This is a genomic window from Butyrivibrio sp. AE2032 (assembly GCF_000702965.1).
On record NZ_JNLF01000003.1, the window covers coordinates 2,546,486 to 2,570,226 of the forward strand.

17 protein-coding genes and 1 pseudogene are annotated in these 23,741 nt (G+C 42.7%); 16 read left to right on the plus strand and 2 right to left on the minus strand.

The features are described from left to right. Positions 1–12: 12 nt before the first annotated feature. Positions 13–510, minus strand: a complete 498-nt coding sequence (gene tnpA / locus BO18_RS13070; RefSeq protein WP_066738316.1) for an IS200/IS605 family transposase — start codon at positions 508–510, stop codon at positions 13–15. 93 nt (positions 511–603) lie between these two features. Between tnpA and BO18_RS13075 the strand changes: the two genes are divergently transcribed. The 3 genes and pseudogenes from BO18_RS13075 to BO18_RS13085 all read left to right on the plus strand — a co-directional run bounded on the left by BO18_RS13075 (position 604) and on the right by BO18_RS13085 (position 4,672). Next, positions 604–2,007 carry an RNA-guided endonuclease InsQ/TnpB family protein gene (locus BO18_RS13075; RefSeq protein WP_081861018.1) on the plus strand — a complete coding sequence of 468 codons (1,404 nt, stop codon included), beginning with the start codon at positions 604–606 and terminating at the stop codon, positions 2,005–2,007. Between the two features lie 213 nt (positions 2,008–2,220). Then, positions 2,221–2,484: pseudogene (locus BO18_RS13080) on the plus strand (DUF2500 family protein); the annotation flags it as partial. Between the two features lie 412 nt (positions 2,485–2,896). After that, entirely contained in the window at positions 2,897–4,672 is a 1,776-nt protein-coding gene (locus BO18_RS13085) for a methyl-accepting chemotaxis protein (RefSeq protein WP_034446696.1), read from the plus strand. 28 nt (positions 4,673–4,700) lie between these two features. Here the strand turns inward: BO18_RS13085 and BO18_RS13090 are convergent, their stop codons facing one another. Further along, positions 4,701–5,912 (minus strand): AraC family transcriptional regulator, encoded by a 1,212-nt coding sequence (locus BO18_RS13090; protein WP_034446697.1) that lies wholly within the window; start codon positions 5,910–5,912, stop codon positions 4,701–4,703. A 131-nt stretch (positions 5,913–6,043) separates the two neighbouring features. Here BO18_RS13090 and BO18_RS13095 point away from each other — a divergent pair, with 131 nt between their 5' ends. The 13 genes from BO18_RS13095 to BO18_RS13150 all read left to right on the plus strand — a co-directional run bounded on the left by BO18_RS13095 (position 6,044) and on the right by BO18_RS13150 (position 23,719). Then, complete coding sequence (locus BO18_RS13095; protein ID WP_034446699.1) at positions 6,044–7,558, plus strand: MFS transporter; 1,515 nt, start codon at positions 6,044–6,046, stop codon at positions 7,556–7,558. A gap of 19 nt (positions 7,559–7,577) precedes the next feature. Beyond that, positions 7,578–9,791: a glycoside hydrolase family 2 protein gene (locus BO18_RS13100; protein WP_034446701.1), complete on the plus strand. Its 2,214-nt coding sequence runs from the start codon at positions 7,578–7,580 to the stop codon at positions 9,789–9,791. 19 nt (positions 9,792–9,810) lie between these two features. Further along, entirely contained in the window at positions 9,811–12,072 is a 2,262-nt protein-coding gene (locus BO18_RS13105) for an alpha-L-rhamnosidase (RefSeq protein ID WP_034446703.1), read from the plus strand. An 18-nt stretch (positions 12,073–12,090) separates the two neighbouring features. Then, complete coding sequence (locus BO18_RS13110; RefSeq protein ID WP_034446704.1) at positions 12,091–13,395, plus strand: glycoside hydrolase family 1 protein; 1,305 nt, start codon at positions 12,091–12,093, stop codon at positions 13,393–13,395. Next, positions 13,395–14,267, plus strand: coding sequence for a sugar phosphate isomerase/epimerase family protein (locus BO18_RS13115; protein ID WP_034446705.1), 873 nt, complete (start codon positions 13,395–13,397; stop codon positions 14,265–14,267). Before BO18_RS13110 ends, BO18_RS13115 begins: the two co-directional genes overlap by 1 nt. Positions 14,268–14,276: 9 nt before the next feature. After that, entirely contained in the window at positions 14,277–14,453 is a 177-nt protein-coding gene (locus tag BO18_RS36000) for a tyrosine-type recombinase/integrase (protein ID WP_185752427.1), read from the plus strand. A gap of 217 nt (positions 14,454–14,670) precedes the next feature. Next, entirely contained in the window at positions 14,671–14,901 is a 231-nt protein-coding gene (locus BO18_RS13120) for a helix-turn-helix domain-containing protein (protein ID WP_034446707.1), read from the plus strand. Next, the gene (locus BO18_RS13125; RefSeq protein ID WP_034447351.1) at positions 14,891–15,766 is read left to right on the plus strand and encodes a BRO family protein; all 876 of its coding nucleotides are present in this window, start codon (positions 14,891–14,893) and stop codon (positions 15,764–15,766) included. The genes BO18_RS13120 and BO18_RS13125 overlap by 11 nt, the downstream gene beginning before the upstream one ends. 159 nt (positions 15,767–15,925) lie before the next feature. After that, complete coding sequence (locus BO18_RS13130) at positions 15,926–16,507, plus strand: low molecular weight protein-tyrosine-phosphatase (RefSeq protein ID WP_034446708.1); 582 nt, start codon at positions 15,926–15,928, stop codon at positions 16,505–16,507. A 184-nt stretch (positions 16,508–16,691) separates the two neighbouring features. Beyond that, positions 16,692–17,540: a putative ABC transporter permease gene (locus tag BO18_RS13135; RefSeq protein ID WP_051688713.1), complete on the plus strand. Its 849-nt coding sequence runs from the start codon at positions 16,692–16,694 to the stop codon at positions 17,538–17,540. Then, a complete protein-coding gene (locus BO18_RS13140) occupies positions 17,533–18,309 on the plus strand; it encodes a dienelactone hydrolase family protein (RefSeq protein WP_034446709.1) in 777 nt (258 codons plus the stop codon). The genes BO18_RS13135 and BO18_RS13140 overlap by 8 nt, the downstream gene beginning before the upstream one ends. 29 nt (positions 18,310–18,338) lie before the next feature. Then, complete coding sequence (locus tag BO18_RS13145) at positions 18,339–22,766, plus strand: C2 family cysteine protease (protein WP_034446711.1); 4,428 nt, start codon at positions 18,339–18,341, stop codon at positions 22,764–22,766. A 104-nt stretch (positions 22,767–22,870) separates the two neighbouring features. Next, positions 22,871–23,719 (plus strand): DegV family protein, encoded by an 849-nt coding sequence (locus tag BO18_RS13150; protein ID WP_034446713.1) that lies wholly within the window; start codon positions 22,871–22,873, stop codon positions 23,717–23,719. Positions 23,720–23,741 lie beyond the last annotated feature (22 nt).

Here is a 23,741-nt window from a genome sequence, read left to right on the forward strand (position 1 = left end):
GGATGAATCGCACTAGTTTTTCTTTTTGTATTTCCCCGTCTTAATGTATTTGCGTTTGTGTTCTTCTTTGCGTTGATCTTCAATGTATTTCTTAACAGTATCAAGCGAAACACTTCCGGTAGTGGCACAAAAGTAACTTGCGCTCCAGAAGGGGGAATCTCCCCCAAGGTATTTCTCTACGTGTAGTCTATATGTATTCCTTACTTCCTTGGATAATTGTGATTTTAATGAGTTGATGAGCTTCACAGGAGCAACATCAGGTGGCATTGAGATGAGCAGATGCATGTGATCGACATCTGTCTCTGCAGAAATGAGCTCACTGTTCATGCGCCCGCAGAGGTAAGCGGCGTAATTCTTCATGAAATCACCAATCTCATCTGTGATCACTTTCTTTCTGTATTTTGTCACAAAGATCACATGGTATGTGAGTTTGTATACGGAATGTGAGCCCCTTCTGTAGTCATCAAGGTTTTCTGATCTTGTTACTGATTTTGCTGCTGATTTCTGCATATTTTTCTTCATCCAAAAAGAACAAATGTTTGTGTAACTCCGAAATATGTGCTATAATACTAACTATAGAATACTAATAAGGAATTTACAACCGTGTACAGAACAAGGCAATACAGGATAAACCAAAACCACATACTCTATGACTATTTCAGGGATATCTGCAGATCATCAGCCATCCTGTACAACAGGGCAAATTTCATCTTAAGGCAGTATTCGTCATCGGTCGATTCAATGGCCATGTTCAAGCCTCTTTTTCCAAATCAGATGGTAGTTTACAAGCTCGTAAGGGATAGTCTCTTTGGAACCAAATATCTTGGTGACAGCAAGTGGCTTTCATATAATGCCCTTGATCATCTGCTAAAGGTAACAAGGGATAAGGCATACTATGCCCTTCCGGCCCAGGCTAATCAGCAGATATTGAAACTTCTTCTCAGAGACTATAAGTCTTTCTTTGAAGCTGTAAAAGTTTATGGCAGGAATCCTGGGGCATTTACTGGTCGCCCCAAGATGCCGGGATATATGTCACAGGGATCATTCAAGACAGCTGTCCTGACTAATCAGATATGCAGGATCAAGGATGGGTATCTAAAGTTTCCGGGGACAAAGGATAGGCTGTCTCTTGGCCAGCTCCCTGAAGAAGTGTGCCTTAAGGAAGTCCGTATAAAGCCCGGTGGAAACAGCTTTGTTCTGGATGTAGTTCTTTCAGTGCCTGACAAAGGGATAATCCCCATGGCTGATAAGGATATCCTCGCTGACCTTTCGGCTGTAGAGGATCTGAAAAATCTGAGAGTGATGGCTATAGATCCTGGAACAGACAATATCGCCGCTGTTGTAAACACTTTTGGTGCAAGACCATTTGTGATAAAGGGCGGTGTGATCAAGTCAATCAACCAGCTTTACAACAAAGAGATGAAAAGACTCTCTTCCTGTGCCATGACATGCAACAAGAGGTACAGGACAAGGAAAATGAAGGCTCTTACTGAAAAGAGGAACAGAAGGATAAAAGATCAGTTCCATAAGGTGAGCAGACATCTGGTAGACTATGCAAGGGATAACCATGTAGACATAGTGGTGATGGGCCATAACACATACCAGAAACAGAAAATAGGTATAGGAAATGTCAATAATCAGAACTTTGTGCAGATACCAATGCTGATATTTGCAGACATGCTCAGATACAAACTTGCTGAATATGGTATAAGGTTTGTCCTTACAGAAGAAAGCTACACATCAAAGGCAGACTACCTTGCAAAGGACTATATCCCTGTATATAAAAAGAATGCGAAGGATAACCCCAATTTTTCAGGAAAGCGGATACAGAGGGGACTTTACAAGCACTACGATGGTACAATAACAAATGCAGACATAAATGGAGCTGCAAACATCTTAAGAAAAGTATTCCCAAAGGTAAGCCAATGGGATAGGGGTATAGTGGACATGCCCTGTTCTGCAGGGTGCGTAGAGCATCCTGCAGGTTCATGCCGCCATGCGGCATAACAGAAACCCTTTCCGACGTGGAGTCGGTGGGGGTAGTTCATAGGATAGCCATATTAGAAGCCTAATTATTCCGTAACCGGGCGGAATAACCCTACAATAATTGCCGAATATGATATTTACCGCATAATAGACGCATATTATTATATAAAAAAGAGAAAACAATTATGATTTTCGTGGAGGGTATTTCTATGTTATTGAAAAAAAAGTGTTGAAGCAAAAGTATTAAGTAAAAATATCGAAGAATTAGAGGAACCACCAGTATTTGCCGCTTCAGGTGCTAACACGATGCTTGGAATGGCAGCAATGCAAGATGAAAATAAAACTATGTGGGACAGGGTAACACGCTATTGGGTATCTTTCTCGGCTGGAGATAAAACAAAAGAGTTTCAGGTAGAACGTCAGATTTACGATTTGCTTAATGTTGGAGAAGAGGGAACACTAGTATATTCAGGTACAAAATTCATTTCTTTTGAATAAAACAAGGTGGCCACATATGATAAATATACTTTTTATGTGCCACGGCACTCCGAAGGAATGACAATGCAGGCTTTTGCATAATGGAGCAAAGTTTTGCAGATTATAGTAGATAAATAAAAAGATACTACCAACCTTACTACTAAGGCACGTAGTATCGATGCTTAATGAATAGTATTTGATTCTATTTAGATTTGTTGAAAATATAGCTGACGGAGATGCCGAGGTCCTTATCACCTGGGTTCCGTGAATAAAGCAAAGATTGTACAGGTAGCTGGTAAGGCTGCCTGTTTTTTTGTGTTTTTATGCATTTTTTATTTAATTTTATTAAAAAAATATTAAACGTAAAACAATGCATTATTTAGCTATATAATGTATGTGGGTGAATATTTATTATATTGAAAGGAGTGTCGTTATGTCAAGGACAACTGAAAACAAGAAGAATAAGGTCAGTTTTTTCAAATCTATTCCGGTTCAGATTTTGTTCTTTAATATTCTGATGTTGCTGGTATTTAACATAGTAAGCTACATTGTTAACGATGGAATATCATCCATGTCTGACAGTGCTCAGGGTATAATTGCCGGAGTAACCGAGCTGGTTCATAAAGAGGGAACAGTTAAGGAAGATCTGGCCAGGATTGACGGAACGATCCAGAGCGCACTGGGACTATGGTCATATTACACTGATGCTGATAAAGAGAGAATCGGAAGCGAGCTTAAATCCTACGAGAGCGAAGTGACCACTCTTGTAAAAGAAATCGGCGATGAGTTTACTATGTATGGCAATCCAAACGCAACGACACAGCTTGATGCTTCGGCAAATGCTCTTATTGCGAACGTTGATGAAGTGTTCAATATCATGATGACAACTGGCGATGGACGTGTTGCCTCGGAGATACTTACCGGAGATTATATGACTAACATGGAAGGTGTCAAAGCAGGCATGACAACCCTTGATGCATCGGTGGAGGCACTTCAGGGTAATGTTGTAAATTATATGGCACAGTCAAGAAGTAAGATAACTGTCATGAATGTAACAGGAATGGTTGTGTTTATCGTGTGCCTTCTTTTGAACCTCTATGTTTCATTTGTTCTTATCACCAAAGTTATTGTTAAGATTTCCGACTCTGTTCAGGAAATTATAAATGATATCAACTCCGGAAAGGGTGACCTTACAGCAAGAGTAAATGTTAAGACCGGAAATGAGCTTGTATTTATAAGAGACGGCATAAATGATTTTATTGAAACCCTGCAGGGCGTAATGAAAGATGTTAAGAGCGGAACACTCATTCTTACAGATTCCGCAGACAAGATGACCTCACAGATCGCTTTGGCTAACGACAACATCACCAACACATCAGCGGCGCTTGAGGAGCTTTCAGCCAGCATGGACAATGTGTCAACTACAGCTTCTCACATTAAGGAGCAGCTCAATGATGTAAGAGATGCGGTGGAGAGCATCAACGATGAGGTTGCTTCAGGAAAAGAGCGTGCAGGCGAGATCCAGAAGGAAGCTGATACCATTAAGAATGAGGCTATGCAGAAGAAGGAGAATACAGGTGCCAGAGTTGAGGCGCTCAGCAAGACCCTTGATGAGTCAGTAAAGGAAAGTGAGCAGGTTAATCAGATCGGAGAACTTACCAAGGTTATCCTCGATATAGCTTCCCAGACAAACCTTCTTGCACTTAACGCCAGCATTGAGGCTGCAAGAGCAGGTGAAGCCGGCAAGGGCTTTGCGGTAGTTGCGCAGGAGATCAGTGCACTTGCCGATAACAGCAGACAGACAGCCGGAAATATTCAGACTATAAGTGAGAATGTGACAAAGGCTGTTCAGGAGCTTTCGAATAATGCCATCGAGGTTGTAGATTTTATCAACAATACTGTTATTGCCGATTATGAAGCCTTTGTTGAGACAGGAGAGAAATACGAGAGTACAGCAGAGATAATGAATGAAATTCTTGAAGGCTTTACTGAGAAGGCAGACTCTCTTGATAACACAATGCACAGCATGGCAGACTCAATTCTTACAATCACCGATTCCGTTGAAGAGTCCACACAGGCCATCAGCCTTTCAGCTTCCAACTCTACGGAGATTGTGGGAGAAATTCAAGAAATCGGAGAGGCCATGGATAATAACAATCAGGTTACGAACAAACTTAGCGACAGTACAAAGAAGTTTATAAACGTATAATACTATTTTTTATAAAGTGGCACAGCTATTATAGGCTTACTATACGCGTTTTTCTATATTCTGAGGGCGTCAGATCATATATTTTTTTAAATACTTTCACAAAGTAATTGTTGTCAGAATATCCGACGTAGCTGCTGATCTCCTGGACCGGAAGATCTGTCTTTTTCAGGAGTCCGGCAGCTTTTTTGCATCGCATAAGTGCGATGTACTCCGTCATGGTCCCGCCGGTTTCTTTTTTGAACACCTTAGACAGGTGAGAGATGGACATACTGGCATTTGCCGCCAGATCATCGTTTGATATATGGTCCCCCAGATGAAGATTGATGTATTCCATTACCCTCTGAATGGGGGGAGAATACTTGTCCAGAGACAGCTTGTGGTTGTGAACAGCTTTTGTCAGCTCAACGATCATATCGATCTGATAGCGCTTCTGAAGTTCTGCATTGTTTGTAGCTGATGAAAGCTGGGTGTATTTTTGGGTTATCTCATCTATTGTAATGACTGAAAGACCTGATTCTTCCGCAGCTTTTCTGGAAAGAGCTTTAAGTATTGCCAGACCATAGCCCGAGGCATAGTAGTTAAGAGTCTCTTTGGAAAAATCGGAAAGAGCCTCCGGACCGGACAATTTTTCAAATGCGGACAGGATGTTTTTGGTATCCCCGTTTCTTATCATCGAAAGGAACTGCTTTTCCTGATCATATCTCCTGTAGATTTCACTGTAATTCTTCTCGGACAGTTCTGTCTTATCATCTTCTTCAGATACATCCTGAATAAATCCCGATAGTCTTCTGTATGAATACTCACTTTCCGTAGGGGAAAAAGAGATTATGCATTTATTTACAACACTGGTGATCTGCTCGGTATACACAATGGGAAATGCTGTGTAATACAGCTTAAACGCCAATGATTTGGATGAGGATTCATCGTTTTTTGCAAGTACGGTTTCTGTCTTAAGCTCTGAATATTTCTCTTTTACATAAGGTCCGATTATATAAATCCTGTTATCAAACGTAAAAAAGGACAAGCAGATACCGAGCTGGTCTATGAGCTCATAGATCATGCTTTCTTTGGAGGAGGACAGAAGATAGTAAAGCGCCTTGCTTGTAAACATGGGCTGCATCTTTATGCTGAAGCAGTATTTCTTTTCAAAGGCGTAAAGAGAGCTGTCCATGTCTGTTGCATCCGTGACATCCACAGAGAGCAGGTTTTTTAAAAGAGCTGAAAAAAGAGTGTGGTCCATATTTATTCCTCAAAACAATAAGATAATACTAATCGGGATAAAATAATTCTAACATATTGTGAAACTAAATGATACCATGACCATAACAGGAAAGCTTTCAAAGATTATCATGCAACTGAAAGGGGTTAATAATGGGTAAGGACAAATCTCTGATAAGAGAAGAAAATGGGGTAACCTATAAAAGAGCTAAAACCTGGCATATTGCGCTTGCGATGATGACAGGTGCAGGGCAGATGGCATTTTATCTGCTGATGAATGGTGCAACATATATTGGAAATTCCAACTTTGGAATTCTTGTTGCAGTTACAGGACTTATTATCACAGGATCAAGGCTTTTGGATGGAATTACAGACCCGGTAATAGCTTTTTTCCTGGAAAGATTTAATTCCAGATTTGGAAAAGTAAGATTTTCAATTATGTTTGGATGGCTTCTTATGGCTATTGCTACGACGCTGATGTGCAATATAGGGGCAAAGCTGTCACTTACGGGCGCAGCAGGAATAGCATTCTTTGTTCTCTGTTATGTGATCTATATCATTGGTTATACATTCGTAAGTATAGCCGGCCAGATCAACATGAACATTCTGACCAACGATCCTAAGCAGCGTCCTACAATCGGTGTCTGGAGTACAGCATATTCATATCTGGTTCCGATGATCATGAGCGTTGTGGCATCGGCTGTGATTCTCCCAAGATTTAATAACATTCAGGGAACAGAATACTTCGCAACTTACAATGTAGTGGTAATACTTGTTTCACTCTTTTTCTACATTCTGGCATGCATAGGAATTGCTCCATATGACATTCCCGAGAATTTCGAAGGAATCAAAAAGGATGGCGAAACCGATGAAAAGCCAAGCTTTAAGGATATGCTGGCTCTGATCATAGAAAACAAAGAGCTTCAGAGATTCATCATGGCTGCAACATCCGATAAGCTGGCTCAGACAATAGGCTCTGCAGCGGTAGTATCCACGATGCTTAACGGAATCATGCTTGGATCAATGGCTATTTCATCAATTCTTTCTGCTGTGGCAATGCTTCCATCCATTATTTTCGCGATCATAGGTGCGAAGATTGCCGGCAAACAGGGTAGCAGAAAGGTCATGATCGACTGGACCAAGAATTGTATCGGACTGAATATCGCATTTGCAGTATATCTTTTATTCACACCTACAACTCTTGTGGGAACAGTATTCGGTGGCAACTTATCAAGCGGAGCAGTTCTCATGGCAATCACTTATGTACTCTTTACATTTGGAAATAACGCAATGAAGATGGTTGTTTCTGTATCAACAAGCGCGTTCAGAATGGATGTTGTTGACTATGAGATGGATCGCTCAGGAAAATACATGCCTGCGACAGTATCCGCTACTTACAGCTTTATTGACAAAATAGTTTCATCCTTTGGTGCAACTATCGCAACACTCATGATCGGACTTATAGGATATACAACTACAGCGCCTCAGCAGGGTGATCCGCTTACCTTCGGCGTCAGAGTTATGACCGTAATACTTCTTATCGGATTCCCTATAGTGGGATGGATCTGCACACTTCTGGCAATGAAGAATTCTGAGCTCACATACGAGAAGATGGAAGAGATCCAGAAGAGTATCGGCGAGAAGAAAAAGGCTGCAATGGGTCAGTAAAAAACTGGAGAGGTGAAACATGCGAACAACAATTCTTTGGAATGATAACTGGATATTTGAAAAAGAGGGAAAGAGCAAAAGCATAACTCTTCCTCATACCTGGAATGCTGTTGATGGACAGACGGGGCCTGAGCAGTATTACAGAGGAACCTGCCTTTATAAAAAGACATTTGAAAGACCGGTAATGGAAGAGGGACAGCGGGTGTTTGTGGAATTTCGAGGCGCTAACTCCTCTGCAAAAGTTGTTTTAAACGGCCGTGAGGTTGCGAGCCATGATGGCGGATATTCCTGCTTTAGGACGGACATTACAGAGGCACTTTCAGATTTAAATGAGATGGTAGTTTCTGTTTCCAACGAGCCCAATACAAGGGTGTATCCACAGAAAGCGGATTTCACTTTCTATGGTGGCATTTACAGGGATGTTTATCTTGTGGTTGTGGATGAAAAGCACTTTGACATGGACTATTATGGTGGAAAAGGACTGTACGTCACACCAAGACTAAACGGAAATGAAGCTGAAATTGAAATAAAGGCATACACGAGCGGCGGAGAGCGCGTAAGAATATCAATAGATGCTGTAACAGAGCAGGAGTTTGAGGTGGTTCCGGCAGAGGATGCATCCTGTGGATATGTTGCCTGTGGTAAGATCACGATAAAAGAGCCACATTTATGGAACGGTCTCAAGGATCCGTTCTTGTACAACATAACAGCAACTCTTTTGGATGGAACAAAAGAGTGTGACAGAATTTTTGACAGATTTGGAGTAAGAGAGTTTCATGTTGATCCTCATAAAGGATTTTTCCTCAATGGAGAAAGCTATCCGCTTCGAGGCGTTTCACGACATCAGGACAGGGCAGGAGTTGGCAATGCACTGACAAAAGAAATGCACAAGGAGGACATTGATCTCATCCTCTCCATGGGTGTCAATTCCATAAGGCTTGCACATTATCAGCATGATCAGTACTTCTATGATCTTTGTGATGAAAAGGGAATAGTAGTATGGGCTGAGATTCCATATATCACTGTACATATGGACAGTGGAAGAGAGAACACCATATCTCAGATGAAAGAGCTGATAAGCCAGAATTACAATCATGCATCGATAATGTGCTGGGCACTTTCAAATGAAATCTCTTTGCAGGGTGTTACTGAAGATCTTTTGGAGAACCACAGGATATTAAATGATATTGTCCACGAGATGGATCCTATCAGATATTCTGCCATGGCAAATCTGTTCCTTCTTGAGACAGACTCGCCTCTTGTAACACTGCCTGATATTCGCGGCTACAACCTCTACTATGGCTGGTATGTAGGCGAGATGGAGGACAATGACAAGTGGTTTGACGATTTCCATAATCAGCATCCCGATGTGGCAATAGGACTTACGGAGTATGGCGCAGATTCAGTAATTACGCTTCAGTCTCCAATACCTGAAAAAGGCGATTATACAGAGAGCTATCAGGCTGTTTATCACGAGCATATGCTTGAAATGTTCAGCACCCGTCCATATATCTGGGGAACATATCTTTGGAATATGTTTGAATTTGCTGCAGCAGGACGAGATGAGGCAGGAGATCCGGGCAAAAACCACAAGGGTGTCATCACCTTTGACAGAAAGCAGAAGAAAGACGCCTACTACATTTATAAAGCATGGTGGTCAGATGAGCCTTTCATCCATCTTTGCGGAAAAAGATATCACGACCGCATCGAGGATAACACAGAGATTAAGGTATATTCAAACCAAAAGTCCGTAACTCTCTTTGTTGACGGCGTAGAAGTAGGAAACGCAAGTGGAGAACACATCTTTAAGTTTAATGTTCCCATAAGCGGAGTTCATACCATAAAGGCTGTGAGCGGAGAACTTTCGGATGAGATGGAGATAACAAAGGTTTCCGAGCCCAATCCGACATATTTTGCACCGGATAAAAAGGTCAGAAACTGGTTTGACAAGAAAGATGAGCCTGAGGAAAAAGAGGGATATCTCTCCCTTTCAAGTACAATGGCAGAGATTCAGGCCATACCTGAAGGAAAAGCAATTCTCGACAGGATGATGGCAGCAATGACATCAAGAACAGCAGGCGGAATGGGAGAGGGCGTAGAGATTTCAGAAGCAATGCAGCAGATGATTGCCCGCCAGCCCCTTAAGAAGCTCCTGCAACAGGGCGGAATGGATATAGAATCTGACGAGATTAAGGCACTTTCAAATGCTCTTATGAATATTAAAAAGCAGTAAAGAACACAAGAGGTGTTAGATGGAAGCGGCGAAGATTTTTGAAAAAGCAAAGTGGATATCACCTGAAACCGTGGCAGAACCTGATAAGAGAAAGGGAGCAGGCTATTTAAGGACTACATTCTCTTATAAAGAGGGGAAAGTTAGCATATATGCTACGGCCCATGGTTTGTATGAAATATTGATAAATGGCCGGAAAATTACGGATGCACGACTGACACCGGGATGTGATGAGTATGATAAAAGGCTTCAGTATCAGGAGTATGAGATCACTGAAGTGCTAAAGCCCGGTGAAAACGAGATATTTATAACGCTTGGTGATGGCTGGTACAGAGGATGCAACGGGATTGACGGTGTGAGAAATCTGTACGGAGAGGATATTTCATTTCTGTGCGCGATAATAGGCGATGGAGACATGGAGAATCCGATACTTGTCACGGATTGCAGCTGGGATGCCTGTGAAAACGGGCCCATTAAGCTTACGGACCTTGAACTGGGAGAAACTTGTGATGCCGGTTCGGGCTTTGGTGAGTGGCATAAGGCAAGAGAGATGTCTTTTGACAAAGGGAATCTTATAGCCCAGACATCGCCGTTTGTTACGGAACATGAAATGTTTGAAGGAAGGCTCATCACTACTCCGAGCGGAGAGAGCGTATTTGATTTCGGACAGAACCTTGCAGGTTATACGTTTTTTGTTGTAGAAAACGCCAAAGGCGGTGAGAAGATCTGCCTCGTTCACGGTGAAACCCTGGATGAAAACGGAAACTTCACGATCAGTAATTTCCAACCCGGAGACAGGAACAAATCAGGCGGAATAAAACAGGAAATAAACTATATCTGCAAGCCGGGCAGGAATGAGTTTAAGCCTCATTTTTCGATGTTTGGATTCAGATATGCAAAGATAACGGGTGATATTTTGCCGTCTGACATCCAAATAAAGAGCATTGCTGTTTATTCGGACATGAAGGAAACCGCGAGGTTTGAATGTGGCGTGGATGAAGTAAACAAGCTCTTTAAAAACAGTGTATGGTCTATGAAGTCAAACTTCTGTGACATTCCTACTGATTGTCCCACAAGGGAGAGAGCCGGCTGGACAGGTGATGCGGCGGTCTTTGTGAGGACCGGTGCGTACCTTATGGACTGCAGGGGAGTTTACGAGAAATGGCTTGCGAACGTGAGGATAGGGCAGCATTCAGATGGCAAGATGGCGTATATCTGTCCCAAGAACTCAAATCCGGGCAAGATAGCAGAGATGTTCTCGGCTTCTGTCGGATGGGGCGATGCGGCGGTTCTTGTGCCCTGGAATCTGTACAGAATATATGGCGATGAGCAGATACTTAGAGACAACTATGAAATGATGAAGAAGTGGGTGGATTTCCTCGGAAGAAGAGCAGGAAAGAGCAAGCTCAAGAACCGCTTTGGAAAGAACCCTTACAGGAAATACATCATCGATACCGGAATGGACTACGGTGAGTGGTGCGAGCCGGGGGCAGATGTTATGAAGACCATGATGTCTGCATTCAAGGATGGCCAGCCTGAAGTGGCAACAGCTTACTATGCATATTCATCTGGGATTCTCGCCAAAATATCAGAGTTCCTTGGAAATGGCGTCGATGCGGATAAGTACAAAGAGATCTCGGAAAAGGCGACTGAGGCATACAGATATCTGGTTCTGAAAGACGGGCATATAAGATCTGACAGGCAGTGCGAATACGTAAGGCCTCTTGCGTTTTGTCTTTTACCTGTAAAAGAGGCAGTGGAAGCTGCTAAAGACTTAAATGAGCTGGTAGTGAAAAATGACTATCATCTTAATACAGGCTTCCTTTCAACACCTTTCCTGTGCAGCGTGCTTGCAGATTACGGTTATGTGGATACTGCATACAGACTGCTGTTGCAAAAAAGCTATCCTTCGTGGCTCTATGCGGTGGAGAAAGGTGCTACCACTATCTGGGAGACGTGGGATGGTATCAGGGAAGACGACACTGTACATGATTCGCTGAATCACTATTCCTACGGAGCTGTTTCCGGATGGCTTTTGTCCGGTGTCTTGGGAATCAGATACGATTTTGACAAAGTCCTGATAAAGCCTCTGCCGGATGAAAGACTTAAGTTTGCAAAGGGCTACTATGATTCGCCGAAAGGCCGCATAGTTTCTGAATGGAAATATATTGAGAGCTCGAATTCTTTTGCCTACCGTTTTGAAATTCCTGAAGGAATGGGAGCAGAGTTAGAGCTCCCCGATGGGGAAAAGAGAATTCTGACAAGCGGAAGTTATGAGATTTAAATTATGGAGGATAGGAAAATGAACAAGTTCGAGAACGGATTTATGCTGGGCGCTTCTACTGCAGCCCACCAGGTTGAAGGAAACAATACAAATTCAGATTACTGGGTAATGGAGAATATGGAGTATTCACAGTTTGTTGAGCCTTCACTGGATGCTGTGGATCACTATAACAGATACGAAGAAGACATCAAGATGCTTGCGGATGCAGGCCTTAACACGTACAGATTCTCTGTTGAATGGGCACGTATTGAGCCTGAGCAGGGCAAGTTTGATGAAAAGGAGATCGAGCATTACAGGAAGATGATCAAATGCTGCAGGGACAATGGTGTTGAGCCGGTTATTACCCTCATGCATTTCACATCACCTGTGTGGCTTATAAAACTGGGAGGCTGGGACAATGAGCAGGTTGTAGAGCTTTTTGCCAACTATGCAAGGTTCGTCACAGAGCAGCTTGGAAGCGAGATAAAGTATATCTGCACCATAAATGAGGCCAACATGAGACTTCAGATAGGCGCTCTCATGGAGAGATTTAAGAAGCAGATGATGGCGAAAATGGCAAATGCAGCCAAAAGCAGTGGTGACTCCATGGAGGGACAGGTTCAGGTTGGACTTAATCTCTCTGACCCGATGGAGAAAATGAAGCTGGCAGCAATGGAGAATGCCAAAGTATTCGGAGATCCTCAACCGCATACATTTGTTTCTGCAACAGATGCAAATGGCGATATGATAGTTATAAAGGCGCATCAGGCAGCCAGGGAAGCAATCAAGGCTGTTAATCCGGATATTCAGGTTGGTATTACGCTTTCCCTGCACGACTGCCAGTACATAGAAGGTGGCAAGGAGCGCGCAGACAGCGACTGGAATGAGGAGTTTAGCCATTACATTCCTTATATCAAGGATGATGATTTCTTTGGACTTCAGAACTATACCAGAACAACTTACGGCCCTGATGGAATAGTGCCTGTTCCGGAGGGAACACCCATGACACAGATGGATTATGAAGTATATCCTGAGGCTCTTGAGCATGTAATAAGACGTGTACATGGAGAGATGCCAAATGTTCCGATCATGGTTACCGAAAATGGAATAGCAACAGCAGATGATAAGCAGAGAGTTGAGTTTATCGACAAGGCAATTGAGGGTGTTCAGAGCTGTATAAATGATGGAATTCCTGTCATCGGATACTGCCACTGGTCACTTATCGATAATTTTGAGTGGCAGAAAGGTTATGCGCTGACATTTGGTCTTTGCGCAGTTGACAGGAAAACACAGATCAGGGCACCAAAGCCCAGTTTGAAGCATCTTGGAGGCTATTTGAAATAATGAAAGACACAGTACTGACGGGTGTGCAACAGATAATGATCGGAAGCAGATGCAATAGTTATGAGAGTGCACTCAGCACACTTCAGAGCATCAAGAGTGCCGGCTATGACGGCATTGAACTAAATGACTTCATGATCAAGCCAACGCCTTTTATTGTGAGGCTGCTTACAAAATTTGCCGGTATGCCCACTGGTAATGGCGGAAAACTCGATTGGAAGAAGCTGATCTCAGAGAGCGGCCTGAAAGTAATAAGCCTGCACAGCTATCTGAACAGCATTGAAGAAAACCCTGAGGCTGTTGCTAAAGAAGCCATGAGCTTTGGAACAGATACCGTTGTTATAACCGGTATGTACAGGTTTGATTACGGGAATGCTTCTGAGGTAAAAAAACTTGCTGAGAGGCTTAATAAGGCGGGAGAAGCTCTTTTACCCTATGGAGTAAAACTTCTTTATCATAATCACAATGTCGAGTTACAGAAGGTCTCAGAAGAAAAAACTGCATTGGACTTTATCGCCGCGAACACCGACCCCGGATATGTTAACTTCGAACTTGATACCTACTGGCTTGCAGACGGAGGAGCAGATGTTACTGCCCTGGTGAAAAAACTGTCAGACAGAATGGTAATGTGGCATATAAATGACAGAGGCTGCAGAAAACAAGGACCGTTCATTACGCCTATTCTCAAGGAAGATGCGGCCGAACTAGGAACAGGGAATATGGCCCTTGGCAGTATTTTGGAGACTGTACAGGAGGCTGCCAAAGTAAAGGCAATTGTATTGGAAACTCATAAAAACTGGATTGACAATGATCCGATAAAAAGTCTGACTCTTAGCGCGCAGTGGTTTAAGAAAAACAAATTGATTTCCTCATGATTTTACAACGTGATATGGAAATCACACGTCGGTAAGATTACGCCTCATGTTTGCCGCCATTCATTTTGTAGCAACATGGCTAAGTCAGGGATGAATCCGAAGACACTGCAATATATTATGGGACATTCAGACATAGGTGTAACGCTTAATACCTATACACATTTTTCTATCGATGATGCCAAATAAGAGATGGGAAGAATCTGTGCAAATGCCTGATAAATACTGAGTTGTACGGAGCAATGAATTGCAACTTGTCGTTAGGGTAATCGGGTAAACAACAATAATAAAAATGTCGGTTGACTGTATAGTTGATCGACATTTTTTATTGACAACACGCATCGCGTATGCATATACTGATAATACGCAATGAGTATAAATGCATTGAATGAACGGGGTGACTTGCATGGATAGCAGAGATTATTTGATAGAATTAAGAAACAGTACTGGAATGTCGAGAAAAGAGTTTTGTGCGTATTTTGAAATTCCGTATCGTACACTGCAGGATTGGGAATTGGGAAATAGAAAAATGCCAGATTATCTTTTGAGATTGATGGCGTATAAAATCGAGATGGAAAAACTTGCAGGTGATAGCAATAGGAGTGGGGAAAAGGGGAAAAACGATGATGGAAGATAAGGTACAATTATTCGAAAATCAGCCTATTAGAACGGCTTGGGTAGAGGACGAAGAAGAGTGGTATTTCTCAATAGTTGATGTGGCGGGTGTTTTAACTGAAAGTAAGGATCCGACTACATATTGGAGGAAACTAAAGCAAAGACTGAAAGAAGAAGGAAATGAAACCGTGACAAATTGTCACGCTTTGAAAATGACTGCTAAAGATGGGAGAAAGCGATTTACTGATGTAGCAAATACTGAACAACTTCTAAGAATTATCCAGTCAATTCCTTCCAAGAAGGCTGAACCATTTAAGATGTGGCTTGCACAGGTTGGTCGTGAAAGGATAGAGGAGACGATAGACCCTGAGCTTACGATAGATCGCGCTTTGGAAACATATGCAAGACTTGGATATGACGCAGACTGGATTAATCAAAGACTTCAGACAATTCGTGCAAGAAAAGAGCTAACGGATCAGTGGAAAGGTCATGGTGTTAAGCAGGGAAAAGAGTTTGCTATCTTGACAGATGAAGTTACCAGAGCCTGGTCAGGCATGTCAACAAGACAGTACAAGAATCTTAAGGGGCTCAAAAAAGAAAACCTAAGAGATAACATGAGTACTCTTGAGCTTGCATTAAATATGTTGGCAGAAGCAACTACTACTGAGCTAACTAAAGTACATAATCCGCAGGGACTTGATGAAAACAAAACGATAGCAAAAAGAGGCGGACAGATTGCTGGAGATGCCAGAAAGAATATTGAGGCAGAAACCGGTAAGCCCGTCATCACAAGTCAAAATGCGATGCAACTTAATGATGCTGTTGTTGGGCTTATAGAGAACATTATAGATATCGAGTATGAAAATGATAATGAAAATGGAGAATGATGTGCACAAACAGTGAGGGTAAGCTTTTGGAATTTACCCTGTTTTTTACCCTTTTTGCCGACTAATTTACACCAAGATATGCCATCTTATGCGGTGTAAGCCACAAAATAACAAAAACACAAAATGCGGGAAACCGCAGAAATAGAGGGCTTTAGAGCAATGATAAGAATTTTATTCGTCTGCCACGGCAATATATGCCGTTCCACAATGGCAGAGTTTGTGATGAAGGACATAGTGAATAAACAGGGGCTATATGACAGCTTCCACATTGAGTCTGGTGCAACACACACAGATGAGATCTGGAATGGAATGGGGAGTCCGGTGTATCCCCCTGCAAGGGCGAAGCTGAGGGAACATGGGATTGGAACAGATGATAATGAGCTGGGAGTTAGTGAGAAAAGAGCTAAGCTCACCACCAGATCTGATTATGCTAAATACGATTTCATTATCGGAATGGACAGCGCCAATATTCGCAATATGAACCACATCTACGGAGGAGACCCTAAGGGGAAGATCTTCAAGATGCTGGATTTCACAGATAGGGACGGAGACGTGGCTGATCCCTGGTATACCGGAAACTTCGATGCTACCTGGCGTGATGTGTCTGAGGGCTGCCACGGGCTTTTCCGTGCTATCCTGACAGATCCAAAGTATGCGAAGGTGCTTCAAAGCTCCATAGAAGACTGGGATGATGAACCTCAGGAACGAGGCCTTATCCACGATGATTTTCCACGAGGCTGACAGGACAATAAATCTATAAAGACCGCTGTATAGGCTACTTATGTAACCTGTACAGCGTTTTTTTGCAGCACACGGATAATAATTTTTTAATAATTTAGGTACGTTTGCCATGATATTATGTTATTAGTGGGATTACGTGAAAAAATGTGTGCCGGTCAAATGACCGGGTCAGGAGATGAAAAAAATGATTGTAGCAATGCTTTTTGTAGAATTCATCTTTTACAGCTTTTTAGGATGGGTATGGGAATCTATATACTGCACGATTATGGAAAAAAAGTGGGCTGACAGGGGATTTTTGTTTGGACCAATCTGCCCCATATATGGTTCCTGTGTCATAGGAGTCACAGTACTTTTTAGCCTTATCCCGGCATTGTCGGATCCCACATTCCCTGTTTGGGGCACCTTCATCATATGCCTGATCGGAAGCGCTATTGCAGAGTTCGCTACCAGTTGGGTTCTGGAAAAGAGATTTAACGCCAGGTGGTGGGATTACAGCTCTATGCCACTTAATATTCAGGGCAGGATATGCCTTCCTGTGAGCATCTGCTTTGGCCTTGCAGGAGTAGCGATCGTGAAGTGGCTTTTACCCTTCATGTCCGGATTACATCAGACCATACCGGAGATCATATATGTGATCCTGGGCCTTGTTCTTGCCGGTATCTTCGGCGCAGACTTCGCCCTGACTGAGGCGAGCCTTTCATCCCTGCTTAAGGATGTTGAGAGAATGCATGCTGAGTTTTGTGAGAGATCCCAGGCTAATTATGAGAAAGTCCATGACGAAGTTGTTTCCATTGAGACAAGGGTTAATGAAGGTAAGCAGGCTATGGCTGAGCGCGTCAGTGGAGCAAAAGAGAATCTCTCAAAACTCCACGCTAGTGGTCTTTCCTTCAACGAGAGAAGGATCCTTGGCAGTATCGACAGATTTACTCCCAGTAAAAAACGTACCGATGACCAGAATAATACACGCCTGATGCTTACCAAGGAAATGAAGAGCTTTGCCAGAGAACACAAAGCAAAAAGAAAAGATGCGTAAAAGAATTCTTGCCATAATAACAACCCTTATGCTATCAGCAGCCATAACATGCTGCGGACAAAGTGACACGGCAAAGTTGCCAAAGGGCTTTCAGAAACTGACTTCCAAGGGCGATATTTCTTTTGATTACACTCTGTATAGCCCCGAAGAGGGAAAAGAGCTACCGGTAGTAATTTACTTCCATGGCTTCGGAGAAACCTATTCCGTCATGGACACAAAGGTAGTTACAACCCTGACGGGGGATGAGAACCAGGCCCTTCATCCATGTTTTGTTCTTTCACCATGCATTGAGGATGATGTGTACCTTGCCCAGTCAGACAGGGATAAGCTCTACATCGCCGTAAAGAACATAGTAGACAAAATGGCCTCTAAGGGCAGCATAGATCCAAATAGAATATATGTCTGTGGCAATTCCTTCGGAGGTCTTGCTACAGTTGAGTTTACTGAAAAGTATGCAAAAGATGTGGCAGCAGCCATCGTTATGTGTCCGGCCCTTAGCTATTCTCAGGATTCCACTAGAAATCTTGAGCTTATGAAGGACGTTCCCACATGGTTTGCACATGCCACAAACGACAACGTGATTCCAGTCACCATAAGCAAATCGGCTGTTGAAACCCTTGAAAGAATGGGAGCTAAGGATGTTTGCCTGACAGAATTCACAGATAAAGAGATGCTTTCTGTTGGGGCTCTGACCGGCTACCATCAGGCAGACTATGCTGTAATGGCTTATCCGGAGTTTGCCGACTGGCTCTTTAACCAATCAAAATAATCAGAAAATATTAAGCAGGAGGGAAAACCATGTGTGGTGGAGATCTCTATAAACAGCAACAAAAGAAATCTAATGAAATTCATGTGCCTAAAAGTCTAGACGATATAAACGCTCAGATGCCTGAGGTGTTCCATCTTCAGCCCCCGGACCCTGAAATGATGAAGAGGTCAAAGGAGGCTTCCGTAAAATCAGTCAAAGAGAAAGACTATGTCTCTGAGAAGCTGAAGAAGATGGAGGAGGCTGACGAGGAGAAGCAGAATGAAAGAAAGATTCATGGTCAGCACCTTAATGGCCAGATTCAGGACGCTCTGCAAAATGCCGGACCTGTTCATGCTGTAAGATTTCTTCCGGGAAGTATGACTCTCACCAGGGAGTATCTGGGTCAGCTACGGGCAGATCTTGGCGATCAGCAGCGCCTTTCCAAAAAGAACAACGTAAAGTCCAGGCTCTACAGGAAGGATCAGAACTCCGTGGCACTGAAAACTGCCCAGGAACAGAGGGAGGCACGTAGCAATCAGCAGATTCAGGCCCTTAAGAACAGGTTCCCTGATTTCGACGAGGAGACTATAAAGAGCCTGACCTATTTTGCTGTGAATGGAAATAGTATTCCGGCAATACTTGATGAGCTGACGGTATATCTTTTTAAGATTAATATCTGTGACTTACATATGGCGGACGATGAGGATATAGTAGCTAATGCTGCAAAGCTGGAGAAGCTTTCCTGTCAGATGAAGGCCTATGATAAGCTCCTTGAAAAGAACCCTAAGTTCCTTGATTCCATTTCCGCGGATGTTAGGAAAAAGATAGAGAAGAAGCTTACCCAGCTTCATACCATCGCCTTCTATTATGATGCCAGGAAGGCCGTTATGACGGACCAGTACTTTATTGATCACTATAATGAGGAACTTAGTCTGGATGTTGACGCGAATTCTCCTAAAGCCAAGAGAAAACTTGCTGAAAAACTGGTCAATACCTATATACTTGGCAGACGCCTTCTTCGTGTAAATGGAGTAGGTGCTATGGATATGCTCAGCTATGGCTTCATTTTACCGAAGAATGAGTATGTAACAAAACTCATGTCAAGGGCGAAGAAAAAGTACTGCCAGGATGAGAATACAGGAAAATATGCTGCAAGCTCTCTTAGCGATGCCATCAGGAATCTTCGTGCGTCAGGAAGCATCTGGGGTGACAGCAACGAGATGAAACAGGTTAAAGAAGAAGTAGATGCTGTGGAACGGCTTTTGAACGCAGGTACTAAAGGCAGGCTTTTGGAAGAGGTTAAGATACCTATAATTGACACCCTGGGAAGGCTGGAGAGAACCTGCAACATGTATGTTAAAAAGAAGGTCAAGGACGTCAGAAAAGACACTTCCCGAAGGCATCTTAGTGTCATCAATATTATGGAAGCTGCCAAAATGGCCAGACAGTTTTGGGAGCCGCTTACCCAGGAAAAATACAACAAGCTGAAACCTGAAGTGGAGAACAAGACAGCAGCTGACCTTATGCGTGACTCCGGCCAGCAGATCGAAAGGAATGCTTTAGAGGAGGAAAAGACAAGGCGACAGGTTGAAAGAAAAAGACATGTTGAAGCAGAAAATTATACCCTTTCTCTTCATTCTGAAGGAAGCTCTTTCGACTATGCCTATGATCACCGGGAAATCCTGAAAAAGCTCAGGGAAAAGATTCCTGTAAAACTTGAGACTTTCGAAGTTGACAAGAGCACGATTGAGCAAAAATATACTGACCTTATTAAGCAATGTGACAAATATCTTAAGAAAAATCATGATTTTGACAGGATGATCAAGGTAAGGGAACTTAGACAGACCTATATTACTGAGCTTAACAGGATCCGAGCTCTTGATTATTATGAGATTTATAAGGCTCATGCCCATGAAAGCTGGGAAAAACTCCTGACAGGCGGAGCAGTTTATGTTGAAAAGAAGGGAAAAGGCTACGTGACTGATGATGGCAGGGAGAGAATAACTGTTATCACCAGCCAGACGTCCATAAAAGACAACTCCTTTATTAAAGCTGCAAAGACCCTTGGCTTTGAGAGTGGAATGTTCAAGAATTACGAGGAGGCTCTTGTAAAAAAGGAGGATGGAACATACCAAAAGTCCGTCATATCCACATTAGACGAAGTGAACAAGAAGTGGACGACTTTTGGAGATATTGTCTGGGCTGCTCAGAATTTCAAGAGCAACATGGTATATTCTGATACTGCCCTGAGACAGCTTTCCTCAATTCAGATCCTGGATGAGCTTCTGGGCATAAGAAACAGATCCCTAAACTCCCTTAAGTATCTGGGAAGGATTGATGTAGTAATTGGAGAGCCAACCCTTATTATTGATTCTGTAAGGATTGAGGAACCTATTTCAATTCCTTCAAATGCGGAACTGAAGGATGGAGAGAAGGGCTCAATTTATGATGAGAAGGGTAAGCTTAGACTTCCTGCCTACGACAGGACAATGGCTGATAAGATCTTGGCAACGGAGCCGGAAGCGTTTGTTGCCAATCTCCAAAGTCAGGGAATAAAGCTGACAGCCCAGGAGAAAGAGGGGTTCACTACACGTTATAACAAGCTGAAAACAGCTCTTTTGCTGGATAAGACAGATGAAAACGGCTGGAGAAAAAAGCAGGAGGAAAAAGAGAAAAAGGCTGCCGCAAGGATTGTCGCTAAATCCGTAAAACAGATAGAAAATTATATCTCTGCAGGGATTGGTCCAGATCATGGAATTTTCGTGAAGGAAAAGAAAAAGATGATTCACTATAATAATCATCCGTATCTTGCCCTTGAGAATCAGTTTGTAAAAAGCTTTGACCAGGCTATGACGACCAAGCAGTATACCGGTTATGCACGAAAGGAAATCCTGACAGAAAATCTTGGAGATGAAAAGGCATTTGCAGACCTTACAAAGGAGGAACTTGGAAGAGAGGCCTATAGGACATATACACTCAGCCTTGGAAATGTAGAAAAGCAGATAAAAGATATAGAAGAATACAAGGCGAAATTTAAGCCTGAATCCGAGAAAAAGAGACTTTCTATAAAGAAGCAGCTTCAGGATGACCTTACGGAAGATCTTAAACTTCAGGGAATGGATAATAAGTATTATGATGCCCTGAAAGCCTTTAAGAGCTATGCTACGATGGATGTCACCGGTCAGGATGCTTATGAGATAGTTGAGTTTGAGAAAAACGGAAAGAAATATGGGAAGCTCAAAAAGACTGAAAAAAAGACCCATGAAGAAGCAACAGCTCTTTTGAATGCAGATAAGCTGCTTAAGGAGCGCCTGGACTTACTTCCCGAGAATGAAGTAAGCAAGGAAAAAGAGGTACTTGAAAAATATATAAAACGTATCGATGAGATCACCAGTGGTAGACTGACTGTTCCGAAACAGGGACCCAATGTAATAACGGTCACAGATGATAAATTTGTAGACCTTGAAAACTCTAAGCTTGATGACTGGGAGAACACCAAAAAGAACTATGAGTGGAAACAGGTGGATGAACCGCTGTTTTCACATGAGCCATGTGTTAATGACGTGGTTCAGGGTACGGTCGGAAATTGCTACATGCTGGCTGCTCTTGGATCACTGGTTGAAAAGAATCCTTCTTTCATCAGAAATATGATGACGGAAAACAAAAAAGATAATACGGTTACAGTAAGATTCGTTAATGGAAAACAAAAGATATATGTAACTGTCTCCAAGACAGTTCCGGCCCAAAAAGGTAATAAAACTGTTTCCAGGTTTGCTGCCGGGGCACTTTGGGTTCAGATGATAGAGAAGGCCTTTGTAGCCTCCGGACTTATAAGAGTCGTAAAGGAGCTGAATTCCGGACTCTCTAATGATGAGAAGATGCTCATTCAAGAGACTGAAGAAAAGGGTATCAAGTCCTATGAGAATATCGACGGAGGCCTGAGTGACAAATTTATGAAGATAATCACCGGTAATACCTGTGATAATGTGGATTTTATCACAAAAAGATCTGATAATGACCTTCAGTATGGTGTTGGCACGTTTATTCAGGGGAATCCTGAATATAATTTCCTTAATTTGGCTAAGAAACTTAATGATGAGAACTCACATCAGATCCTTACAGTAGGCTCAAGACATGACTTTGAGCTGGAAGAGGGAGTTGGCCTTAACGGCGAAAAGATGATGCGCGGAATTGCTTCCAAACACGCCTATACTGTCCTTGGTTATGATACGGTAGGTGGAGTGCCTATGATATTACTTCGTAATCCCTGGGGTTATGGAACTGTTGAAGCTAAGATCAACAAGGTTACCGGAGCTATAAGTATAAGGAAAGCCAGTGCAGAATACGCTACCGGAGCGTTTATGATACCACTGGATACATTCTTCTTTATGTTTGATCACTACTCGGTCATGAGTGTGAAATCTTTTATGAATGAAGAGAAAGGAAGACTTAATCCTAAAAAGAAAAGTGGAAACTAATTAGACACCAATGTTTTTCTGTGATATATTCATTGCCATGTTTGCGGAAACTGAAGATCTGCTTGGGGTAGATCGGAAAGCATGGTAGCGCGGAGGAGAAAACAATGGCAATAAGAATAGTCACAGATTCAGCCAGCGATATTTCGCAGGTAAAGGCAAAGGAGTGGGGGATTCAGGTCCTGCCACTTAAAGTGAGATTTGGGGATGAGGAATTTCTTGATGGCGTAACACTGAGCCCGCAGGAATTCTATAAGAAACTGGTGGAGACTGATGAAATCCCGAAGACAAGTCAGATCACACCCTACGATTATTCACAGGTGTTCAAGGAAGCAGAGGATGCGGGGGATGATCTTATCTGCTTTACCCTGTCATCAGGTGTATCCGGATCATATCAGAGTGCATGCATGGCTGCATCTGACTTCTCTGACAGGATTCATGTTATTGATACCAAGCAGTTCTGCATCTCTCAACTCATAATAGTTCAGCGAGCTGTTCAGCTAAGAGATCAGGGCCTTTCAGCAAAAGAAATAGTTGACACCGTTACGGAGGACATGAAAAAGGCCCATGTTATTGCTGCTTTTGCAACTCTTGAATTTTTGAAGCTTGGCGGAAGGATTTCTTCGGCAGCAGCTTTTGCTGGTAATCTTCTCATGATCAAGCCTGTTCTTACCATAGAGGATGGAGTGGTAAAGATCCTTGGAAAGGCCAGAGGGTCCAAAAACAGCCATAACATGCTGATGGAGTTTGTAAAGAACAAGGGAGGGATTGATTACACAAAACCTGCCTGCCTTGGCTACACTGGATTTACTGATGAGATAATCAAAAAGTACGTAGAGGATTCAAAGGTGCTTTACGAGGGACATGAGGATATGATCCAGTATGCTTCTGTTGGTGCCACTATCGGAACCTACGCAGGCCCCGGGGCTATTGCTCTTGCTTTCTTCGAAAAATAAAAACCGGAAGAGAGGATTCTCA